Source organism: Isoptericola sp. NPDC058082 (assembly GCF_042885055.1).
Taxonomy (GTDB): domain Bacteria; phylum Actinomycetota; class Actinomycetes; order Actinomycetales; family Cellulomonadaceae; genus Isoptericola.
This window is the reverse complement of record NZ_JBHVSQ010000022.1, coordinates 1-18,098: the sequence shown is the minus strand read 5'-3', so window position 1 is coordinate 18,098 and position 18,098 is coordinate 1. Positions and strand designations below refer to the sequence as shown.

Genomic DNA, 18,098 nt, shown 5'->3' with positions numbered 1-18,098 from the left:
ATGCGCCGCACCTCCGTCCGCCTCCTCGCCGCCGTCGCCGCCGCAGTGGCGGTCGGCGGCGCAGTGCTGCTCCGGCTGCTCGAGTCGCGCGGCGTCTACCTGACCACGGTCGCGTGGGTGGAGGACGTCGCGATGCTCGCGCTGGCGGGCGTCATCTTCTGGATGGGCTGGGCGGTGCGGGCGTACCAGAAGGGCGACCGCCCGGACCTTGACCCGCTGCGCGCGGCCCGCACGTTCGTGCTGGCCAAGGCGGGGGCGCTGACCGGCGCGCTGCTCGCCGGGCGGTACGTCGCGAGCGTGCTCGTCGTGCTGGGGCAGCTGCAGATCGAGGCGCGCCGCGACCAGGCTTTCGCCGCCGGCATCGCCGCGGCGTGCGCGGTGGTGCTGTGCGTGGTGGGGCTGGTCGTGGAGAAGTTCTGCCAGCTGCCACCGTCCGACGACTCCGACGGCGGGGACGCCGAGGAGCACGCGGACCCCCTGCCGTCGTGACCGACTCCCGCCGTCGGTGTCCGTGACGGCCGGGCCTCGTCCGGAGGTCGGACGCGGGACGGCGCGGTAGGGCCGGTCGGACGATGTGGCCGGCCGTGGCGCGGATGGAAGGATGGACCCCATGACCAGCATCCCCGCGGGCGCGGACCCGTCGACCACGCGGCAGACCGGTCCCTTCGACCCGCCGGGCGTCACGTGGCAGCGCGTGTCGCCACGGCTCGTCCCGGCGCGCCTGATCTCGACGTCCGTGACCCTCGCCGTGCCGATCGTCGCGGGCGCGGTGCTCGCCCTGCTCGTCTCGCCGTGGTTCTGGCTGCTCGCCGGGGTGCCGGCCGCGCTGCTGGTGTGGGCCGTGCTGCTCGTGCCGCGCCAGGTCCGCGCGATCGGGTACGCGGAGCGCGACGACGACCTGCTGATCCGCAAGGGCATCATGTTCCGCACCCTCGTCGTCGTGCCCTACGGGCGCATGCAGTACGTGGACGTGGAGGCGGGCCCGCTGGACCGCAAGCTCGGCATCGCGAAGGTGCAGCTGCACACCGCGTCGGCCAGCACCGACGCGGACATCCCCGGCCTCGTGCCCGACGAGGCGGAGCGCCTGCGCGACCGCCTCACCGCGCGGGGCGAGGCCAGGCTGGCGGGCCTGTGAGCGAGCCGACCCGCGCGCCGACCGCCGAGCCGGCCCGGCAGGAGCAGGAGTGGCGCCGCGTGCACCCGGTCACGCCGTTCGTGCGGGGCTGGGCGGCGGTGGTGGCGATCCTCGTCATCGGCGGCCAGCAGGTGCTCGACGACGTCTCGAACGCGATCGAGGCGGTCGACTCGATCCGCAGCCTCTGGTGGGCGCTGATCCTCGGGCTGGTGCTGCTCGTCGCGATCATCTTCGGCTATGCGGCCCTGGCGTGGCGCATGACGGCGTACGCGGTCGACGACGACGCCGTGCGGCTGCGCAAGGGCATCCTGTTCCGCCAGCAGCGGCACGCCCGCCTCGACAGGCTCCAGGCGATCGACGTGCGCCAGCCGCTGCTCGCGCGGCTGTTCGGGCTGGCGGAGCTGCGGCTGGAGGTGGCGGGCGGCTCCGACTCGGGCGTGGCCATCGGCTTCCTCAAGGAGGCGGACGCGCAGCGTCTGCGCGCGGACCTGCTCGCCCGTGCGGCGGGGGTGAAGGCCGCCCGCCGCGACGACGTGCCGGGCGCGCAGCCCTCCGGGGCGGGCCCGGCGTCCGGCGACCCGGCGGCGCCCGCGGACCTGGCCGAGGCCGGGCCCACCGGGGCGGGCCACCCGTCGGGCGGCGGGCCGGACGACGTCGCCCCCGAGGCGCCGGAGCGCCAGGTGTACGAGGTGCCGGCGACGCGCCTGCTGCTGTCGTTGCTGCGGATGCCGGGCGTGTGGATCGGCGTCCTGGTGCTGATCGGCGTCGGGGTGGCGGTCGCCGTCACCCGCGAGGTGAGCATCCTGTTCTCCGCGCTGCCCGCGATCCTCGGCGTCGGCGGCTACATCTTCCAGCGGTTCGCGGGCGAGTTCGGCTTCCGGGCCGCGCTGTCGCCGGACGGCATCCGGCTGCGCCACGGCCTGCTGGAGACGCGCGCGCAGACGATCCCGCCGGGCCGCGTGCAGGCGGTGTCGCTCACGCAGGGCCCGCTGTGGCGCGGGCCGGACTGGTGGCGCGTCAAGGTCAACGTGGCCGGCTACGGCGGCGGCGAGGGGCAGCAGCAGGGCGAGCAGCAGCACGTGCTGCTGCCGGTCGGTCCCCGCGAGGAGGCGCTCACGGCGCTCTGGCTCGTGCTGCCCGACCTCGAGGTCGAGAACCCCGACGACACGCTGGCGCTGCTCGACGAGGCCCTCACCGGCGACGCCCGCACGGACCGCTGGTTCGTCACCAGCCCACGGAGCGCCCGCCTGCTCGACCCGTGGAGCTGGCGCCGCAACGGCTACGCCGTCACGGGGCGCGCCCTGCTGGCGCGCGGGGGCCGCTTCGTGCGCTCGCTCGAGGTCGTGCCGCACGAGCGCACCCAGTCCCTCGGCATCGAGCAGGGACCCTGGCAGCGGCGGCGCGGTCTCGCGTCGTTCGTGCTGCACTCGACGCCCGGCCCGATCAGCCCGGCCGTCCACCACCTCGCCGAGGACGAGGCGGCGCGGCTGCTCGGCGAGCAGTCGTCCCGCGCCCGTGCCGCCCGCGCCCACGCGGGGCCGGAGCGCTGGATGGAGGGGCGGATGCAGGGGCAGACGGAGGGGCAGACGGAGGGACAAGGGTGAGCGCGCCCGACGACGGCCGCCCGGACTCCGCACCACCGTCACCGCCGTCCGCGCGGCCCGGCCGCCTCGGCGTCGGCGTCGTCGGTGCCGGCCGGGTGGGCGCCGTGCTGGGCAGCGCGCTGCGCGCGGCGGGCCACACGGTGGTCGGCGCGAGCGGCGTCAGCGAGGAGTCGCGGGAACGGATCGCGACGCTCCTGCCGGGCGTGCCGCACCTCGAGGTGACCGACGTCGTGGAGCGCGCCGAGATGGTGCTGCTCGCGGTGCCCGACGACGCGCTCGCGGAGGTCGTGAGCGGTCTGGCGGCGCTCGGTGCGTGGCAGCCCGGGCAGCTCGTCGTCCACACGTCGGGCCGGTACGGCGTGGCCGTGCTCGACCCGGCGCGGAAGGCCGGCGCCATCCCGGTGGCGCTGCACCCGGCGATGACGTTCACGGGCACCTCGCTCGACCTGCACCGGCTGGAGGGCTGCACGTTCGCCGTCACGGCGCCCGCGGCGGTGCAACCCATCGGGCAGGCGCTCGTCGTCGAGGTCGGCGGGGAGCCGGTGATCGTCGCGGAGGAGGCCCGCGGGCTCTACCACGCGGCCCTCGCGCACGGCGCGAACCACCTCGTGGTGCTGGTGGCGCAGGCCGCGCAGGCGCTCGCGGCGGCCGGCGTCGAGCAGCCGGGGCGGGCGCTCGCGCCGCTCCTGTCCGCCGCGCTCGACGGCGCGACGCGCGCCGCGGACGTGTCCGACGGCCCGGGGGCGATCACGGCCCTCACCGGTCCGGTGTCGCGCGGCGACGTCGGCACGGTGCGCACGCACCTCGACGCCCTGCGGGCGCTGGCGGCCGGGACCGGCGCCACCGACGTGCCGGCGTCGTACACCGAGCTGTCGCGCGGTGCGACGAGCCGCGCGCTCGCGGCCCACCGCATCGACGACCGTGCGGCCCGCGAGCTGCTCGACGCCCTCGCGCCGCCGCCCGCGTCCCATCCCGACGACCCGCAGGAGCCCCGATGACCACCACCCCGCACACGCCCTCCGTCGTGAGCTCCCGGGCGGACCTGCACGACACGCTCGGGGCGTGGACGCTGTCCGGGCCGGAACCGACGGACCGCCGCGCCGTCGTCATGACGATGGGGGCGCTGCACGAGGGACACCTCCAGCTGGTGCGCGAGGCCCGCGAGGCCGCCGGCCCCACCGGCCAGGTGATCGTGACGATCTTCGTCAACCCGCTCCAGTTCGGGGCGGGGGAGGACCTCGACCGCTACCCGCGCGACCTGGACGGGGACGTCGCGAAGCTGGCGAGCGTCGGCGCGGACGTCGTCTTCGCGCCCACGCCCGACGTCGTCTACCCCGACGGCGACCCCATCGTGCGGGTGTCAGCGGGCCGGATCGGCGAGGTGCTGGAGGGCGAGTCGCGCCCCGGCCACCTCGACGGCGTGCTCACCGTGGTGCTCAAGCTCATGCACCTGACGCGCCCCGACGTCGCCCTGTTCGGGGAGAAGGACGCCCAGCAGCTGCTGGCCGTGCGCCGCATGGTGCGCGACCTGGACGTGGACGTCGAGGTGCTCGGCGTGCCGATCGTGCGCGACGCCGACGGGCTCGCGCTGTCGTCGCGCAACGCCTACCTGTCGGACGACGAGCGCGCCTCGGCGCTGGCCCTGTCGCGCGCGCTGCGGGCGGGCGCGGACGCGGCCGGCGACGGGCCGGAGGCGGTCGTCGAGGCGGCCTCGGGAATCCTGGACGGGGCGGCGGGCGTTGAGGTGGATTACCTCGCACTCGTCGACCCGACTACCGTGGACCCGGTGCCCGCGGACTTCCGCGGCCCCGCCCTCCTCCTCGTGGCGGCGCGTACGGGCGCCACCCGACTGATCGACAACCAGGCCGTGGACCTCGCCGGCAGCCCTGCCAGCGGCCCTGCTACCGGTGAGGACCCCCAGGAGAACGCCAGTGACTGAGCACGCGAACCGCCCCGCCTCCCTGCAGCGGCCGATGATGATCGGCAAGATCCACCGCGCCACGGTGACGCAGGCGGACCTGCACTACGTCGGCTCGATCACCATCGACGCCGACCTCCTCGACGCGGCCGACCTCTACCCGGGCCAGCAGGTCGACGTGGTGGACGTCACCAACGGCGCCCGCCTCACGACCTACGTCATCCCGGGCGAGCGCGGCGGACGCCAGGTGAGCATCAACGGCGCGGCCGCGCACCTGGTGCACCCCGGGGACACCGTCATCGTCATCGCCTACGGGATGCTCTCCGACGCCGACGCGCGCACGTACTCGCCGGCGGTCGTCTTCGTCGACCCGGAGAACCGGATCGTCGAGCTCGACGACGACCCGGGCCAGGTGCCCGACGGCTTCGGCCTGGAGTCCAGCGGCGTGCCGTTCGCGGCCGTCCGGTGAGGGCCGGGGCCACGGCCGGGATCCCGACCAGGGCGCTCGCCCGGTGAACGGGCCGCGGCTCGCCCGCGCCCTCGCCGCCCCTGCCCCCGGCTGGACGACGTCCGCCGACGCGATCGTCGTCGGCACCGGCATCGCCGGCCTGACCGCGGCGCTGGAGCTGCGCTCGCGCGTGCCGCGGGTGCTGCTGGTGACCAAGGGCGCGCTGTCGTCCGGCTCCACGGTGTGGGCGCAGGGCGGCATCGCCGCGGCGCTGCACCCGGACGACACCCCCGACGCCCACCTCACGGACACGCTCGCCGCCGGGGGCGGCCTGAGCGACCCGGACGCCGTGCGGGTGCTCGTCACGGAGGGGCCGGACCGGGTGCGCGAGCTCGTCGGGCGCGGCACGTCGTTCGACGTCGGCCCGGACGGCGGCATCGCCCTCACCCGCGAGGGCGGGCACCGCGCCGACCGCATCGCGCACGCAGGCGGCGACGCGACGGGCGCCGAGATCTCCCGCGCGCTGGTCGCGCAGATCGAGGCGGTGCGCGACGACCCGGGCATCGAGGTGCTCGAGAACGCGCTCGTGCTCGACGTCCTCACCGGCGCACCGGGGCCGGACGGGAGCCGGTCCGTCGCCGGGGTCACGCTGCACGTGCGCGGCGCCGGCAGCCGGGACGGCGTGGGGGCCGCGCTCGCGCCCGTGGTGGTGCTCGCGACGGGCGGCATCGGGCAGGTGTTCCGCTCGTCGACCAACCCGCCCGGCGCGACCGGGGACGGCATCGCCGCGGCGCTGCGCGCGGGCGCCGCCGTGGGCGACCTGGAGTTCGTCCAGTTCCACCCGACGGTCCTGTGGCAGGGCATGGGGGCCAGGGGGCAGCTGCCGCTCATCAGCGAGGCGGTGCGCGGCGAGGGCGCGCTGCTGCTCGACGTCGACGGGTCCCGCTTCATGCCCGGCGAGCACGAGCTGGCCGAGCTGGCGCCGCGGGACGTCGTCGCGCACGCCATCGTGCGGCGGATGGCCGCGACGAACGCCGACCACGTGCTGCTGGATGCCCGCCACCTCGGGGCCGGCTTCCTGCGCCGCCGGTTCCCGACCATCACGGCCCGCCTGCTGGACCAGGGCATCGACTGGACCGAGGAGCCCGTGCCGGTGGCGCCCGCGCAGCACTACCACTCGGGCGGCGTCGTGACCGACCCGCGCGGCCGCACCTCGGTGCCCGGCCTGTACGCGGTCGGGGAGGTGGCGTGCACGGGCGTGCACGGTGCCAACCGGCTCGCGTCCAACTCGCTGCTCGAGGGCCTGGTCTTCGCGCACCGCGCCGCGCGCGACGTCGTGCGGCAGGTCGAGGACGGCGGGCCGCGTCGGGCCCCCGAGCCGGAGGAACGCCCCGGCGGGGCGGCGCTCGTCGCGGCGGCGGCCCGCTCGCGCGTGCAGCGCGCGACGTCGGACGGCGCCGGGCCGGTGCGGTCGGCGGAGTCGCTGGAGCGCGCGGCACAGGTGCTGGCCGCGGTCCGGACCGACGCCCACCGGGCCGCCGACGTCGTCGCCGACCCGCAGGTCGCCGAGTGGGAGACCACCACCGTGCACCAGGTCGCCAGCGCGCTGGTGCACGCCGCCCGGGTGCGCGAGGAGTCGCGCGGCGGCCACTTCCGGACCGACTTCCCCGCGCCCGACCCGGCCTGGCGGCGGCGCGTCACGCTCGCCCTCGACGAGGCCGGCACCCTCCGCGAGGTAGTCCGGAACCTGCCGAGGTAGTCCCCTTCTCCGCGAGGTAGTCCGGAACCTGCCGAGGTAGTTCGGGTCCCGCCGAGGTAGTCCGCGAACTACCTCGGCGGGTGGGGCGCGACCTCGCGGGCGGTAGCGTTGCGCAGCGTGACCGACGTGCGCCCCGACCTGAACCAGCCTGACCTGCCCGTGCACGACCAGCCGTCCGCCGTCGAGCCGGGGCTGGACGCCGCGTGGGTCGCCCGTGTCGTCGGGGCCGCGCTGGACGAGGACCTCGGCGCCGCGCCGGGCCGCGACGTGACGACGCAGGCCACGGTGCCGACGTCGGCCACGGGCACCGCGGACCTCGTCGCCCGGTCGGCGGGCACGGTCGCAGGGCTCGTCGTCGTGGGGGAGGTGCTGCGGCAGGTCGCCGGCCGCCTCGGTCTCCCGGCCCCCGCCGTGACGTTCCACGCGCAGGACGGCGACGCCGTCGCGCCGGGGCAGGTGCTCGCGTCGCTCGCGGGCCCCGTGCAGGTGCTGCTCGTCGCGGAGCGGACGCTGCTCAACCTCGCGTCCCGCGCGTCGGGCGTCGCGACGGCCACGGCGGCCTGGTCGCGCGAGCTCGCCGGCACCGGCGCCCAGGTGCTCGACACGCGCAAGACGACGCCGGGCCTGCGCGCCCTGGAGAAGTACGCCGTGCGTGCGGGCGGCGGCACCAACAAGCGCATGGGCCTGCACGACGTCGCGATGGTCAAGGACAACCACGTCGTCGCGGCGGGGTCGGTGCGCGGCGCGATCGACGCCGTCCGCCGCACCTTCCCCGACGTGCTGGTCCAGGTCGAGGCCGACACCACGGACCAGGCGATGGAGGCGCTCGACGCCGGCGCGGACTTCCTGCTGCTCGACAACATGCCCACGCCGGTCCTCGCCGCGACCGTCGTCGCGGTGCGCGAGCGGCAGGGCCGCGACGGGGTGCCCGAGCACGTCGAGCTCGAGGCCACCGGCAACCTCACCCTCGACCGCGCCCGCGAGGTCGCCGGCACCGGTGTGGACTACCTGTCCGTCGGCGCGCTCACGCACTCCGCGCCGATCCTCGACCTGGCGCTCGACCTGCGCGCATGATCTCGGCCCGGGGCGTCCTGACCCCGTCCGACCCCGCCGGGCGGGTGTGACGCGCGTCGCCCGTAGAATCGACGGGTGACCTCCGCGCAGAACCCTGACCCCGCCGTGCCCGCCGACGACCTCCCGGAGCAGATGCGCGTGCGCCGGGAGAAGCGCGACCGGCTGCTGGAGCAGGGCGTGGAGCCCTACCCGGTGAGCCTGCCGGTCACCCACTCGATCGCCGAGGTGCGGGCCGGATACGAGCACCTGGAGGCGGGCCAGGAGACCGACGACGTCGTGGGGGTGGCCGGCCGCGTCGTGTTCCTGCGCAACACGGGCAAGCTGTGCTTCGTCACGCTGCAGGACGGCGAGGGGCGTCGCCTGCAGGCGATGCTCAGCCTCAAGGAGGTCGGCGAGGAGTCGCTGGCGTCGTTCAAGACCGACGTCGACCTGGGCGACCACCTGTTCGTGCACGGCCGGGTCGGCTCCTCCCGGCGCGGCGAGCTGAGCGTGTTCGCCGACACCTGGGCGCTGGCGGCCAAGGCCCTGCGGCCGCTGCCGGTGCTGCACAAGGACCTGTCGGAGGAGGCGCGGGTCCGGCAGCGGTACGTCGACCTCATCGCGCGGCCGGCGGCCCGCGAGATGGTCCGCACCCGCGCCGGCGTCGTCCGCTCGATGCGTGACAACTTCCACGACCGCGGGTTCCTCGAGATCGAGACGCCGATGCTCCAGACCATCGCGTCCGGCGCGTCGGCCCGCCCGTACCGCACGCACATGAACGCGTACGACATCGACCTCTTCCTGCGCATCGCGCCGGAGCTCTTCCTCAAGCGCGCGGTCGTCGGCGGTATCGAGAAGGTTTTCGAGATCAACCGTAACTTCCGTAACGAGGGCGCGGACTCGACGCACTCCCCGGAGTTCGCGATGCTCGAGGCATACGAGGCGTACGGCGACTACAACACGATCGGCGCACTCACCCAGGATCTCGTGCAGAAGGCCGCTCTCGACGTTCTCGGCACCACGACGGTGACCCTTCCGGACGGCGAGGAGTACGACCTCGGCGGCGAATGGGCGCAGATCACGATGTACGGATCCCTCTCGGAGGCGATCGGCGAGGAGATCACGCCCGGGACGACCGTCGACCATCTCCTGGCTCTCGCCGAGAAGGCCGAGATCTCGGTGGACCCGAAGAAGACGAACCACGGCAAGCTCGTCGAGGAGCTGTGGGAGCACCACGTGGGCGACGACCTCTACGCGCCGACGTTCGTGCGGGACTTCCCGGTCGAGACGTCGCCGCTGGTGCGCGCGCACCGCACGATCCCCGGCGTCGTCGAGAAGTGGGACCTGTACGTGCGCGGCTTCGAGCTGGCCACGGGGTACTCCGAGCTCGTGGACCCGGTCGTGCAGCGGCAGCGCTTCGAGGACCAGGCGCGCCTCGCCGCCGCGGGCGACGACGAGGCGATGGCGCTCGACGAGGACTTCCTCACCGCCATGGAGCACGCGATGCCGCCGTCGGGCGGCATGGGCATGGGCGTCGACCGGCTCCTCATGGCGCTCACCGGTCTCGGAATCCGCGAGACCATCCTTTTCCCGCTCGTCAAGCCGACGGCCTGAACGAAAGTCGACTCGTGGACACTTTTCTCGCGATCATGAGCGGGCTCGCCCCGTCGGTCGGCGTGGGCCTGCTGTTCTGGCTCGCGATGCGCAAGATCCTGCACGCGGACCGGAACGAGCGGATTGCGCTCGAGAGGATGGATGCCGAAGAGGCCGCCGCCGCTGCTGCCGCGGAAACGGAATCGCGCTGATTTCGGTTCTTGATTCCAAAGAGGCGCGTTCGGATTGACAATCCGGTGAGGCGAGGGGCATTCTCACTCTGACCGCATATCGTGACCGAGGGGAATTCACGTGGTTCAGAAGCAGCAGATCGTCCTGATCGACGATATCGACGGGGGCGACGCCGACGAGACCGTCACCTTCGCGCTCGACGGGGTCTCGTACGAGATCGACCTCACGTCCAAGCACGCGGCAGAGCTCCGGGACGCGTTCGCCACCTGGATCGGTCACGGGCGCAAGACCACGACGCGGCTGGGCGGCGGCACGCGGAGCGCCGCCCGTCGCACCGGCACCGACCGTGCGCAGCTCGCCAAGATCCGCGAGTGGGCCCGCGAGAACGGCCACAAGGTGAGCGACCGCGGCCGCATCCCCAGCTCCGTCCTCACGGCCTACGAGGACGCGCACTGAAGGTCGCGCCCCGCACACGCACGACCCCCGACCGGGCTCCGGTCGGGGGTCGTCCGCGTTCCGGGGCGGCGGGCGCGCGGTCATAGGCTGAGGCCATGACGGAACGGGACGCGCGGGCGCAGCTCTGGGTCGGCACCTACCCGCAGCCGGGCGGTGGCCCGGGCAGCGGGGAGAGCATCTGGCGGGTCGCGCTGGACACGGACGGCGCGGTGCGGTCGGCGGTCCCGGCCGTGGCCGCGACGTCGCCCTCGTTCCTGGCGCTGCACCCGAGCGGGCGCACGCTCTACGCGGTGGGGGAGACCCCGGCCGGCACGGTCACGGCGTTCCGCGTGGAGGACGGCGACGACGGCGCGCGGCTCGCGCCGTCGGGCTCGCTCGCGTCCGGTGGTGACGACCCGTGCCACGTGCTCGCCCTCGGGGACACCGTGTGGGTCGCCAACTACGGCGACGGCGTCGCCGCCTCGGTGGACGTCGACCCGGCGACGGGCGACCTCGCGGCCGAGGGCGTCGTCGCGCACCCCGGCGTGGGCAGCGGGCCCGTCGTCGAGCGGCAGGCCGGCCCGCACGCGCACTTCGTGGCGGAGGCCGGGGCGGACGTCCTGGTGTGCGACCTCGGCGCCGACGTCGTGCGGCGGTACCCGGCCGCCGGCGCGGACGCGGTCGCCGCGGCCGACGTCGCCGCCGTCCTGCCGCCCGGCACCGGGCCGCGCCACCTCGTCCCGCTGCCGGACGGCTCGCTCGTCGTCGTCGGCGAGCTCGACGCCCGCGCGCACGTGCTGGTGCGCGACGGCGACGGGTGGACCCCCGCGACCTCCACCCCCGTCTCCCCGGCCGCCGCGCCGGGTCGCGACTTCCCCGCGCACGTCACGCTGAGCGCCGACGGTGCCCGCCTGCACGTCGGCCTCCGGGGCGCGGACGTGCTCGCCGTCCTCGCGGTGGGGACGGACGGCGGCGCGCCCGTCCTGGAGCACCTGGCCGACGTCCCGCTCGGCGACGGGGCCTGGCCCCGCCACCACGCCGTCCTGTCGTCCGCGCCGCAGGGCTCGGGGTCGGCCGCCGAGACGGTCGTCGTCGCGCTGCAGGGCCGCAGCGAGCTCGCCACGGTCCGGGTCGACCCTGCGACGGGCGCGGGCGAGGTGGTGGCGCGGCACGCGCTCCCGACGCCTCCCGCCTGCGTGCTGGAGTCCTGATGACCACCCCCGGCGACGGCGCGCGGCCCGGGCCGCGGGTGGCGATGCTGTCGGTGCACACCTCGCCCCTCGACCAGCCCGGCACCGGTGACGCGGGCGGCATGAACGTCTACGTCATGGAGCTGGCCCGCGCCCTGGCCCGCCGGGGGGCGGAGATCGAGATCTTCACACGCGCGACGGCGTCCGCGCAGCCGCGCTGGGTCGACGTGGAGCCGGGCATCCGCGTCGTGCACGTGGCCGCCGGCCCGTACGAGGGGCTGGACAAGAACGACCTGCCCGGCCAGCTGTGCGCCTTCACCGCCGGCGTCCTGCGCGCCGAGGCGCACCGCCCGCCGCACTGGTACGACGTCGTGCACAGCCACTACTGGCTGTCGGGGCAGGTGGGCTGGCTGGCGGCCGAGCGCTGGGACGTCCCGCTCGTGCACACCATGCACACCATGGCGCGCGTGAAGAACGCGGCGCTCGCCCCCGGGGACACGCCGGAGCCCGTGGGCCGGATCGTGGGGGAGGAGCAGGTGGTCGAGGCCGCCGACGGGCTCGTCGCCTCGACCCGCGAGGAGGCCCGCGACCTCGAGCAGGAGTACCGCGCCGACCCGGACCGCGTGCACGTCGTGGCGCCCGGCGTCGACCTCGAGGTCTTCCGCCCCCTGGACCCGGCCCCCGGCCAGGACGCCTGCGACGTGCGACGAGAGCTGCGCGAGCGGCTCGGCCTGCCGACCGACCGGAAGATCGTGCTGTTCGCCGGCCGCGTCCAGCTCCTCAAGGGCCCGGACGTGCTGGTCCGCGCGCTCGGCGTGCTGGCCGACCACGCCAGCTCCGACGACGCGACGCGCGCCGAGGCGTGGTGCGACGGCGGCGGGTCGAGGGTGCCGACGCTCGTCGTGCTGGGCGGGGCGAGCGGGCGGGCGACGGCGGTGCGCGAGCTCGAGGCGCTGGCCCACCAGGTCGGCGTCTCCGACCACCTCGACGTGCGGCCGCCGGTGCCGCGCGAGGAGCTGGTCGACTACCTGCGCGCGGCGGACGTCGTCGCGGTGCCGTCGCACAACGAGTCGTTCGGCCTGGTCGCCGCCGAGGCGCAGGCGGCGGGCACCCCCGTCGTCGCGGCAGCGGTGGGCGGGCTCCAGACGGTCGTGGTGGACGGGTCGTCCGGCGTCCTCGTGCCCGACCACAGCCCGTGGACCTGGGCGCGCGAGCTCGGGGACCTCCTCGCCGACGACGAGCGCCGCGCCCGCCTGGCCGCCGGCGCCCGCCGCGCCAGCGAGCGGTTCAGCTGGGACCGCGCCGCCGCGGCGATGCTCGACGTGTACGCCCAGGCGGCGAAGGTGCACGGGGCACGGGCGGCCCGGTAGCCCGCCCCGGGCGGTCCGGGAATGGATCGCCCGGGCGCGGCATTGCACGGGGCATGCCGATCACCGGAGAGTACGTCCCCAGCCCGTCCGCGCGCGCCGCGAACCAGGTCGAGCAGTACGAGAGCTCGGGCGGCACGAAGGGCACGACGATGCGCGGGATGCCCGTCGTCATCCTCACGACCGTGGGCGCGAAGACGGGTGCGCTCCGCAAGGCGCCGCTGATGCGCGTGGAGCACGAGGGCGCGTACGCCGTCGTCGCGTCGCTGGGCGGCGCCCCGAAGCACCCGGTCTGGTACTTCAACGTCCTGGCGAACCCGCGGGTCGAGCTGCAGGACGGCCCGGAGAAGCACGAGTACGTCGCGCGCGAGGTCACCGGCGACGAGAAGAAGCTCTGGTGGGAGCGGTCGGTCGCCGCGTACCCCGACTATGCCGACTACCAGACGAAGACCGACCGGCAGATCCCCGTCTTCGTGCTGGAGCGCGCCGACTCCTGAGACATGCCTGGTGCGGACGCCGGCGTCCCGGGATCCGACCCGCGGTGCGGGCGCCGGCGTCCAGCAGGCAGGATGGACCCCATGACCTACACCCTCGTGCTGCTCCGCCACGGCGAGAGCGAGTGGAACGCGAAGAACCTCTTCACCGGCTGGGTGGACGTGCCGCTGTCGGAGAAGGGCACCGCGGAGGCGACGCGCGGCGGCGAGCTGCTCAAGGAGTCGGGCGTCACCCCCGACGTCGTGCACACGTCGCTGCTGCGCCGCGCCATCAACACGGCGAACCTGGCCCTCGACGCCGCCGACCGCCACTGGATCCCGGTCAAGCGCAACTGGCGCCTCAACGAGCGCCACTACGGCGACCTGCAGGGCAAGGACAAGAAGCAGGTGCGCGACCAGTACGGCGAGGAGCAGTTCATGCTCTGGCGCCGCTCCTACGACGTGCCGCCGCCCGAGATCGAGCTCGGCTCGGAGTTCTCCCAGGACTCGGACGTGCGCTACGCCGGCGAGCCCATCCCGCGCGCGGAGGCCCTCAAGCAGGTGCTCGACCGGGCCCTGCCGTACTGGGACGGCGAGATCGTGCCGGACCTCAAGGCGGGCAAGACCGTCCTCGTCGCCGCGCACGGCAACTCGCTGCGCGCGATCGTCAAGCACCTCGACGGTGTCGACGACCAGACCATCGCCGGGCTCAACATCCCCACCGGCATCCCGCTGGTCTACGAGCTCGACGAGGAGACGCTGAAGCCGACCAACCCGGGCGGCACGTACCTCGACCCCGAGGCCGCGAAGGACGCCATCGCGGCGGTCGCGAACCAGGGCAAGTGACGCTCGCCCGCTGACGACGAACCCCCGGGTCCCGGACAAGGGCCCGGGGGTTCGTCGTCCCCGCTGGCAGCATGGCCGGGTGACCACCGCGACCACCGGCACCGGCCTCGCCCGTGCCTTCCACGACGACGTCGTCCGCCCCGTGCTGGTGGCGTGGCGGCCCGGCCTCCGGTACGCCGCGGGCCGGCTGGGCAGCGGGTCCGACGTGCTCGGGCTCGACGACGAGACGTCGCGCGACCACGACTGGGGGCTGCGGCTCACGCTGCTCGTGGACGAGGAGGACGTCGCGGCCGTCGACGCCCGCCTGGAGGCCGCGCTGCCGGCCGAGCACGCGGGCCTGCCGGTGCGGTTCGCCACGACCTGGGACCCGGTGGTGCGCCATCGTGTCGAGGTCGCCACCCCGCGCGGGTTCGCGGCGTCGCGGCTCGGCCTCGACCCGACGACCGACCTCGACGCCGCGGGCTGGCTGGCGCTCACCGGGCAGAGCGTGCTGGAGGTGACCGCCGGTGCCGTCTTCCACGACGGTCCCGGAGAGCTGACCGCGATCCGGGCGCGGCTCGCCTGGTACCCCGACGACGTGTGGCTGCACGTGCTCGCCGCCGAGTGGGCGCGGATCGGCCAGGAGCTGCCGTTCGTCGGACGCACCGGGGTGCGGGGGGACGACGCCGGCTCGAGGGTGCTCGCGGCCCGGCTGGCGGGCTCGCTCCTGCGGCTCGGCCTGCTGCTGGAGCGGCGGTGGCCGCCCTATCCCAAGTGGCTCGGCACCGCGTTCGCGGGCACGCCGTCGGCGCAGACAGCGGGCCCGCACCTGGACCGGGCGCTCGCGGCCACGACGTGGCAGGAGCGCGACGCCGCGCTGGGCGCCGCGTGCGACGCGCTGCACGAGCGCCAGCGCGAGGTCGGGCTGCCGGCCCCCGACGGCCCCGCGACGGAGGCGTTCTTCGACCGCCCGTCCCGCGGCCTGCGCGGCGTCCCCGAGCTGCTGCGGGGCGCCGCCGGGGACGCCGTCCGCGGCCTGCCCGCCGCCGTCGAGCAGTGGGTCGACGCCGTCGACGTCCTGACGGATGCGCGACGGCGCGTCGCGCTGGTCCGCGGCCTCGCCGAGGTAGCACCGGTCCCGCCGAGGTAGCACCGATCCCGCCGAGGTAGTCCGGTACCCCGGCCGGAACGGCACTGCCTCGCGGCACGCGGGTGGTTCAGGCGTCGGCGCGCGCGTGCTCGTCGTCGAAGTTGCCGGTGACGAGGAAGGTGATGCGACGCGCGACGGAGACGCCGTGGTCGCCGAACCGCTCGTAGTAGCGGCCGAGCAGCGTGACGTCGACCGTCTGCTGCGTGGTGCCGGGCCACTCGGGGTCGAGCGTCGCGGCGAAGGTGTCCTGGTGCAGGGCGTCGAGGAGGTCGTCGTCCTGCTGCACCTCGGCGGCGAGCGCGACGTCGCGCGTGGCGAGCAGCGCCGTCGTGCGCTGGGCGACGTGCACCGCCGCGCCGTGCATCTTGACGAACGTCTCGCGCGCGGGCTCGGGCACGGCCTGGGCGGGGTACCGTCCGCGGGCGATCTCGGCGACGTGCCGGGCGAGGTCGCCCATGCGCTCGAGCGAGGCGCTGATGCGCAGCGCCGAGATGACGACCCGGAGGTCGGTCGCGACGGGCTGCTGCTGCGCCAGCAGGTGCACGCAGCGCTCGTCGAGCTCGCTCTCGAGCCGGTCGATCGCGTGGTCGGAGGCGATCACCTCCTGCGCGAGCTGGTGGTCGGCCTCCAGCAGGGCGTCGCCCGCGCGCCGGATGGCCGACTCGACGAGCCGGCTCATCTCGATGAGGTCGTCACCGACCTGGCGCAGCTCGGCCTCGAAGATCTCTCGCATCGCTGTCCTCTCGGGGTAAAAGGTCTGCGGCCAGCCTGACACGCCCCGTGGACGCGCCGGGGGCGCCCAGGTGAACTCCGGGCGGGTCGAAGGTGAACAGTGGGCGACGGCTCGCTGAGCAGTTCCGCTCCGCGACGGATTCCCGGGGCACCGCGACCTACGCTTGCCACGTGGACGGAATCATCCAGGGTGTGACCGCGGTCGTCGCGGGCATCATCGGAGTCGTGGTGGGCGTGGTCGCGACCCTCGCCTTCCGGTTCTCCGAGCACGCCCAGCGCCGGTCGCCCGAGGCAGCCCCCGCCGAGCTCGACGAGGGGCTCGTCCGCGTGCTCGCGGTGCTGCGCTCGGCGGCGGTGGTCCTGGACGAGGAGGACGACGTCGTGCGGGCGTCGCCGCCGGCGTACGCGCTGGGCGTGGTGCGCAACGACGCCCTGCAGCACCCGGCGATCGTCGACCTGGTGCGCGAGGTGCGCCGCGACGGCGTCATCCGCGAGAAGGAGCTGGAGCTGCCGCGCGGCCCGATCGGGTCGGGCACGGTGCTGCTGCAGGTCCGCGTCGCGCCGGTCGGCCCCGACAAGCTGCTCGTCCTCGCCGAGGACCGCACCGAGGCCCGCCGGGTCGAGGCCATCCGCCGCGACTTCGTCGTCAACGTCTCGCACGAGCTCAAGACGCCGGTCGGGGCGCTCGCCCTGCTGGCCGAGACGGTGCAGGACGCCGCGGACGACCCGGTCGCGGTGCGCCGCTTCGCCGAGCGGATGCAGGCGGAGGCGCAGCGCCTGTCCGCCCTGGTGCACGAGATCATCGAGCTGTCCCGCCTGCAGGTCGCGGGCGCGCTGCAGGAGGTCACGACGATCCCGGTGCGCGACGTCGTCGCCGAGGCGGTGGACCGCGCCCGCACCACCGCGCAGGCGAAGAACATCGCGATCACGGTCGGCGGCTCGTCCGACGTCCTCGTGTTCGGCGACCACAACCTCCTCGTCACCGCGGTGCGCAACCTGCTCGACAACGCCGTCGCCTACTCCCCGGAGAACACCCGCGTGGGCGTGGGGGTGCGCGTGCGCCGCGGCCTGGTCGAGATCGACGTCGTCGACCAGGGCGTGGGGATCGCCGCCGACGAGCAGGACCGCGTGTTCGAGCGCTTCTACCGCGTCGACCCGGCGCGCTCGCGCGACACGGGCGGCACCGGGCTGGGCCTGAGCATCGTCAAGCACGTGGCGGCCGACCACGGCGGCGACGTGCAGATCTGGTCCGAGCCCGGCAAGGGCTCGACGTTCACCCTGCGCATCCCCGCGGCCGACGTGCCCCAGGAGATCCCGCGGGACGTCCCCGAGGACGTCCCCGGTCAGGCGGGTCAGGCGACCGAGCAGCACCTCCATCAGCACACCCATCAGCACAACCAGCACACCCATGGCACGACGGACGAGGAGGTAGGTGCGTGACGCGCATCCTGGTGGTCGAGGACGAGGAGTCCTATCGGGACCCCCTGACATATCAGCTCACCCGCGAGGGGTTCGAGGTCGTGGAGGCCTCGAACGGGGTCGACGCGCTGGCCGCCTACGACGACGGCGGCGCGGACCTGGTGCTGCTCGACCTCATGCTGCCCGGCCTGTCCGGCACGGAGGTGTGCCGGGAGCTGCGGCAGCGCGGCGACGTGCCCGTCATCATGCTCACGGCCAAGGACTCGGAGATCGACAAGGTCGTGGGGCTCGAGCTCGGCGCCGACGACTACGTCACCAAGCCGTACTCCTTCCGCGAGCTGCTGGCCCGCATGCGCGCGGTGATGCGCCGGCGCGGCCCGGCGGCCCCCGAGGCGTCGTCGAACGGGCACGACGACGACGGGGAGCCGGTGCTGGAGGTCGGCCCGGTGCGCATGGACGTGGAGCGGCACACGGTCACCGTGGGCGGCGACGCCGTGTCCCTGCCGCTCAAGGAGTTCGACCTGCTGGAGCTGCTGCTGCGCAACGCCGGCAGGGTGCTCACCCGCGGGCAGCTCATCGACCGCGTCTGGGGCGCGGACTACGTGGGCGACACGAAGACGCTCGACGTTCACGTGAAGCGGATCCGGTCCAAGATCGAGGCCGACCCGGGCGCCCCGCAGCTCCTGCTCACCGTCCGCGGCCTGGGCTACAAGCTCGCGGACGAGCCTGCCTAGATCGCCGAGGTAGCACGAAGATCGCCGAGGTAGTTCGGGGCGGCCCACGCTTCTGCGGGCCGCCCCGAACT

19 protein-coding genes are annotated in these 18,098 nt (G+C 75.0%); 18 read left to right on the top strand and 1 reads right to left on the bottom strand.

The genetic code is table 11. From position 1 onward, the window contains the following. From ACFVS0_RS19970 to ACFVS0_RS19895, 16 genes are all read left to right on the top strand, one after another. Positions 1–489, top strand: coding sequence for a DUF3180 domain-containing protein (locus ACFVS0_RS19970; RefSeq protein WP_430588938.1), 489 nt, complete (start codon positions 1–3; stop codon positions 487–489). Positions 490–610: 121 nt separating this feature from the next. Beyond that, a complete protein-coding gene (locus ACFVS0_RS19965; protein ID WP_430548589.1) occupies positions 611–1,135 on the top strand; it encodes a PH domain-containing protein in 525 nt (174 codons plus the stop codon). Beyond that, entirely contained in the window at positions 1,132–2,739 is a 1,608-nt protein-coding gene (locus ACFVS0_RS19960; protein ID WP_430588937.1) for a PH domain-containing protein, read from the top strand. The genes ACFVS0_RS19965 and ACFVS0_RS19960 overlap by 4 nt, the downstream gene beginning before the upstream one ends. After that, the gene (locus ACFVS0_RS19955) at positions 2,736–3,737 is read left to right on the top strand and encodes a Rossmann-like and DUF2520 domain-containing protein (protein WP_430588936.1); all 1,002 of its coding nucleotides are present in this window, start codon (positions 2,736–2,738) and stop codon (positions 3,735–3,737) included. The genes ACFVS0_RS19960 and ACFVS0_RS19955 overlap by 4 nt, the downstream gene beginning before the upstream one ends. Then, positions 3,734–4,678 carry a pantoate--beta-alanine ligase gene (gene panC, locus ACFVS0_RS19950; protein WP_430588935.1) on the top strand — a complete coding sequence of 315 codons (945 nt, stop codon included), beginning with the start codon at positions 3,734–3,736 and terminating at the stop codon, positions 4,676–4,678. Before ACFVS0_RS19955 ends, panC begins: the two co-directional genes overlap by 4 nt. Before the next feature lie 34 nt (positions 4,679–4,712). Continuing rightward, the gene (panD, locus tag ACFVS0_RS19945; protein WP_429766833.1) at positions 4,713–5,126 is read left to right on the top strand and encodes an aspartate 1-decarboxylase; all 414 of its coding nucleotides are present in this window, start codon (positions 4,713–4,715) and stop codon (positions 5,124–5,126) included. A 43-nt stretch (positions 5,127–5,169) separates the two neighbouring features. Continuing rightward, positions 5,170–6,864 (top strand): L-aspartate oxidase, encoded by a 1,695-nt coding sequence (locus tag ACFVS0_RS19940; protein WP_430588934.1) that lies wholly within the window; start codon positions 5,170–5,172, stop codon positions 6,862–6,864. A gap of 126 nt (positions 6,865–6,990) precedes the next feature. Beyond that, entirely contained in the window at positions 6,991–7,938 is a 948-nt protein-coding gene (nadC, locus tag ACFVS0_RS19935) for a carboxylating nicotinate-nucleotide diphosphorylase (RefSeq protein ID WP_430588956.1), read from the top strand. Between the two features lie 132 nt (positions 7,939–8,070). After that, positions 8,071–9,531, top strand: coding sequence for a lysine--tRNA ligase (lysS, locus tag ACFVS0_RS19930; RefSeq protein WP_430549027.1), 1,461 nt, complete (start codon positions 8,071–8,073; stop codon positions 9,529–9,531). Positions 9,532–9,545: 14 nt separating this feature from the next. Beyond that, positions 9,546–9,722 (top strand): hypothetical protein, encoded by a 177-nt coding sequence (locus ACFVS0_RS19925; protein WP_430548594.1) that lies wholly within the window; start codon positions 9,546–9,548, stop codon positions 9,720–9,722. A 100-nt stretch (positions 9,723–9,822) separates the two neighbouring features. Continuing rightward, on the top strand, positions 9,823–10,158 hold the full coding sequence (locus tag ACFVS0_RS19920) for an Lsr2 family protein (protein ID WP_430548595.1): 336 nt from the start codon (positions 9,823–9,825) through the stop codon (positions 10,156–10,158). 95 nt (positions 10,159–10,253) lie between these two features. Then, positions 10,254–11,348, top strand: a complete 1,095-nt coding sequence (locus tag ACFVS0_RS19915) for a lactonase family protein (protein WP_430588933.1) — start codon at positions 10,254–10,256, stop codon at positions 11,346–11,348. Next, positions 11,348–12,697, top strand: a complete 1,350-nt coding sequence (mshA, locus tag ACFVS0_RS19910; protein ID WP_430586730.1) for a D-inositol-3-phosphate glycosyltransferase — start codon at positions 11,348–11,350, stop codon at positions 12,695–12,697. Before ACFVS0_RS19915 ends, mshA begins: the two co-directional genes overlap by 1 nt. 53 nt (positions 12,698–12,750) lie before the next feature. Continuing rightward, positions 12,751–13,191, top strand: coding sequence for a nitroreductase family deazaflavin-dependent oxidoreductase (locus ACFVS0_RS19905; RefSeq protein WP_430548598.1), 441 nt, complete (start codon positions 12,751–12,753; stop codon positions 13,189–13,191). Between the two features lie 81 nt (positions 13,192–13,272). Continuing rightward, complete coding sequence (locus tag ACFVS0_RS19900; RefSeq protein WP_430548599.1) at positions 13,273–14,013, top strand: phosphoglyceromutase; 741 nt, start codon at positions 13,273–13,275, stop codon at positions 14,011–14,013. A gap of 79 nt (positions 14,014–14,092) precedes the next feature. After that, on the top strand, positions 14,093–15,142 hold the full coding sequence (locus ACFVS0_RS19895) for a DUF4037 domain-containing protein (RefSeq protein WP_430588932.1): 1,050 nt from the start codon (positions 14,093–14,095) through the stop codon (positions 15,140–15,142). 67 nt (positions 15,143–15,209) lie between these two features. On the opposite strand, the gene phoU is transcribed toward ACFVS0_RS19895, so the two are convergent. Beyond that, on the bottom strand, positions 15,210–15,875 hold the full coding sequence (gene phoU, locus ACFVS0_RS19890) for a phosphate signaling complex protein PhoU (RefSeq protein ID WP_430548601.1): 666 nt from the start codon (positions 15,873–15,875) through the stop codon (positions 15,210–15,212). Positions 15,876–16,045: 170 nt separating this feature from the next. On the opposite strand from phoU, the gene ACFVS0_RS19885 reads away from it, so the two are divergent. Both ACFVS0_RS19885 and ACFVS0_RS19880 read left to right on the top strand, forming a co-directional pair. Then, positions 16,046–17,314 carry a sensor histidine kinase gene (locus tag ACFVS0_RS19885; protein ID WP_430588931.1) on the top strand — a complete coding sequence of 423 codons (1,269 nt, stop codon included), beginning with the start codon at positions 16,046–16,048 and terminating at the stop codon, positions 17,312–17,314. Continuing rightward, entirely contained in the window at positions 17,311–18,027 is a 717-nt protein-coding gene (locus ACFVS0_RS19880) for a response regulator (RefSeq protein WP_430548603.1), read from the top strand. Before ACFVS0_RS19885 ends, ACFVS0_RS19880 begins: the two co-directional genes overlap by 4 nt. Positions 18,028–18,098 lie beyond the last annotated feature (71 nt).

What these genes read in the sequence shown, in the direction of transcription:
- panD (WP_429766833.1), top strand. Translation starts at nt 4,713, where the DNA reads ATGATGATCGGCAAGATCCACCGCGCCACGGTGACGCAGGCGGACCTG.
- ACFVS0_RS19905 (WP_430548598.1), top strand. Translation starts at nt 12,751, where the DNA reads ATGCCGATCACCGGAGAGTACGTCCCCAGCCCGTCCGCGCGCGCCGCG.
- panC (WP_430588935.1), top strand. Translation starts at nt 3,734, where the DNA reads ATGACCACCACCCCGCACACGCCCTCCGTCGTGAGCTCCCGGGCGGAC.
- lysS (WP_430549027.1), top strand. Translation starts at nt 8,071, where the DNA reads ATGCGCGTGCGCCGGGAGAAGCGCGACCGGCTGCTGGAGCAGGGCGTG.
- ACFVS0_RS19900 (WP_430548599.1), top strand. Translation starts at nt 13,273, where the DNA reads ATGACCTACACCCTCGTGCTGCTCCGCCACGGCGAGAGCGAGTGGAAC.
- phoU (WP_430548601.1), bottom strand. Translation starts at nt 15,875, where the DNA reads ATGCGAGAGATCTTCGAGGCCGAGCTGCGCCAGGTCGGTGACGACCTC.
- ACFVS0_RS19970 (WP_430588938.1), top strand. Translation starts at nt 1, where the DNA reads ATGCGCCGCACCTCCGTCCGCCTCCTCGCCGCCGTCGCCGCCGCAGTG.
- mshA (WP_430586730.1), top strand. Translation starts at nt 11,348, where the DNA reads ATGACCACCCCCGGCGACGGCGCGCGGCCCGGGCCGCGGGTGGCGATG.
- ACFVS0_RS19965 (WP_430548589.1), top strand. Translation starts at nt 611, where the DNA reads ATGACCAGCATCCCCGCGGGCGCGGACCCGTCGACCACGCGGCAGACC.
- ACFVS0_RS19915 (WP_430588933.1), top strand. Translation starts at nt 10,254, where the DNA reads ATGACGGAACGGGACGCGCGGGCGCAGCTCTGGGTCGGCACCTACCCG.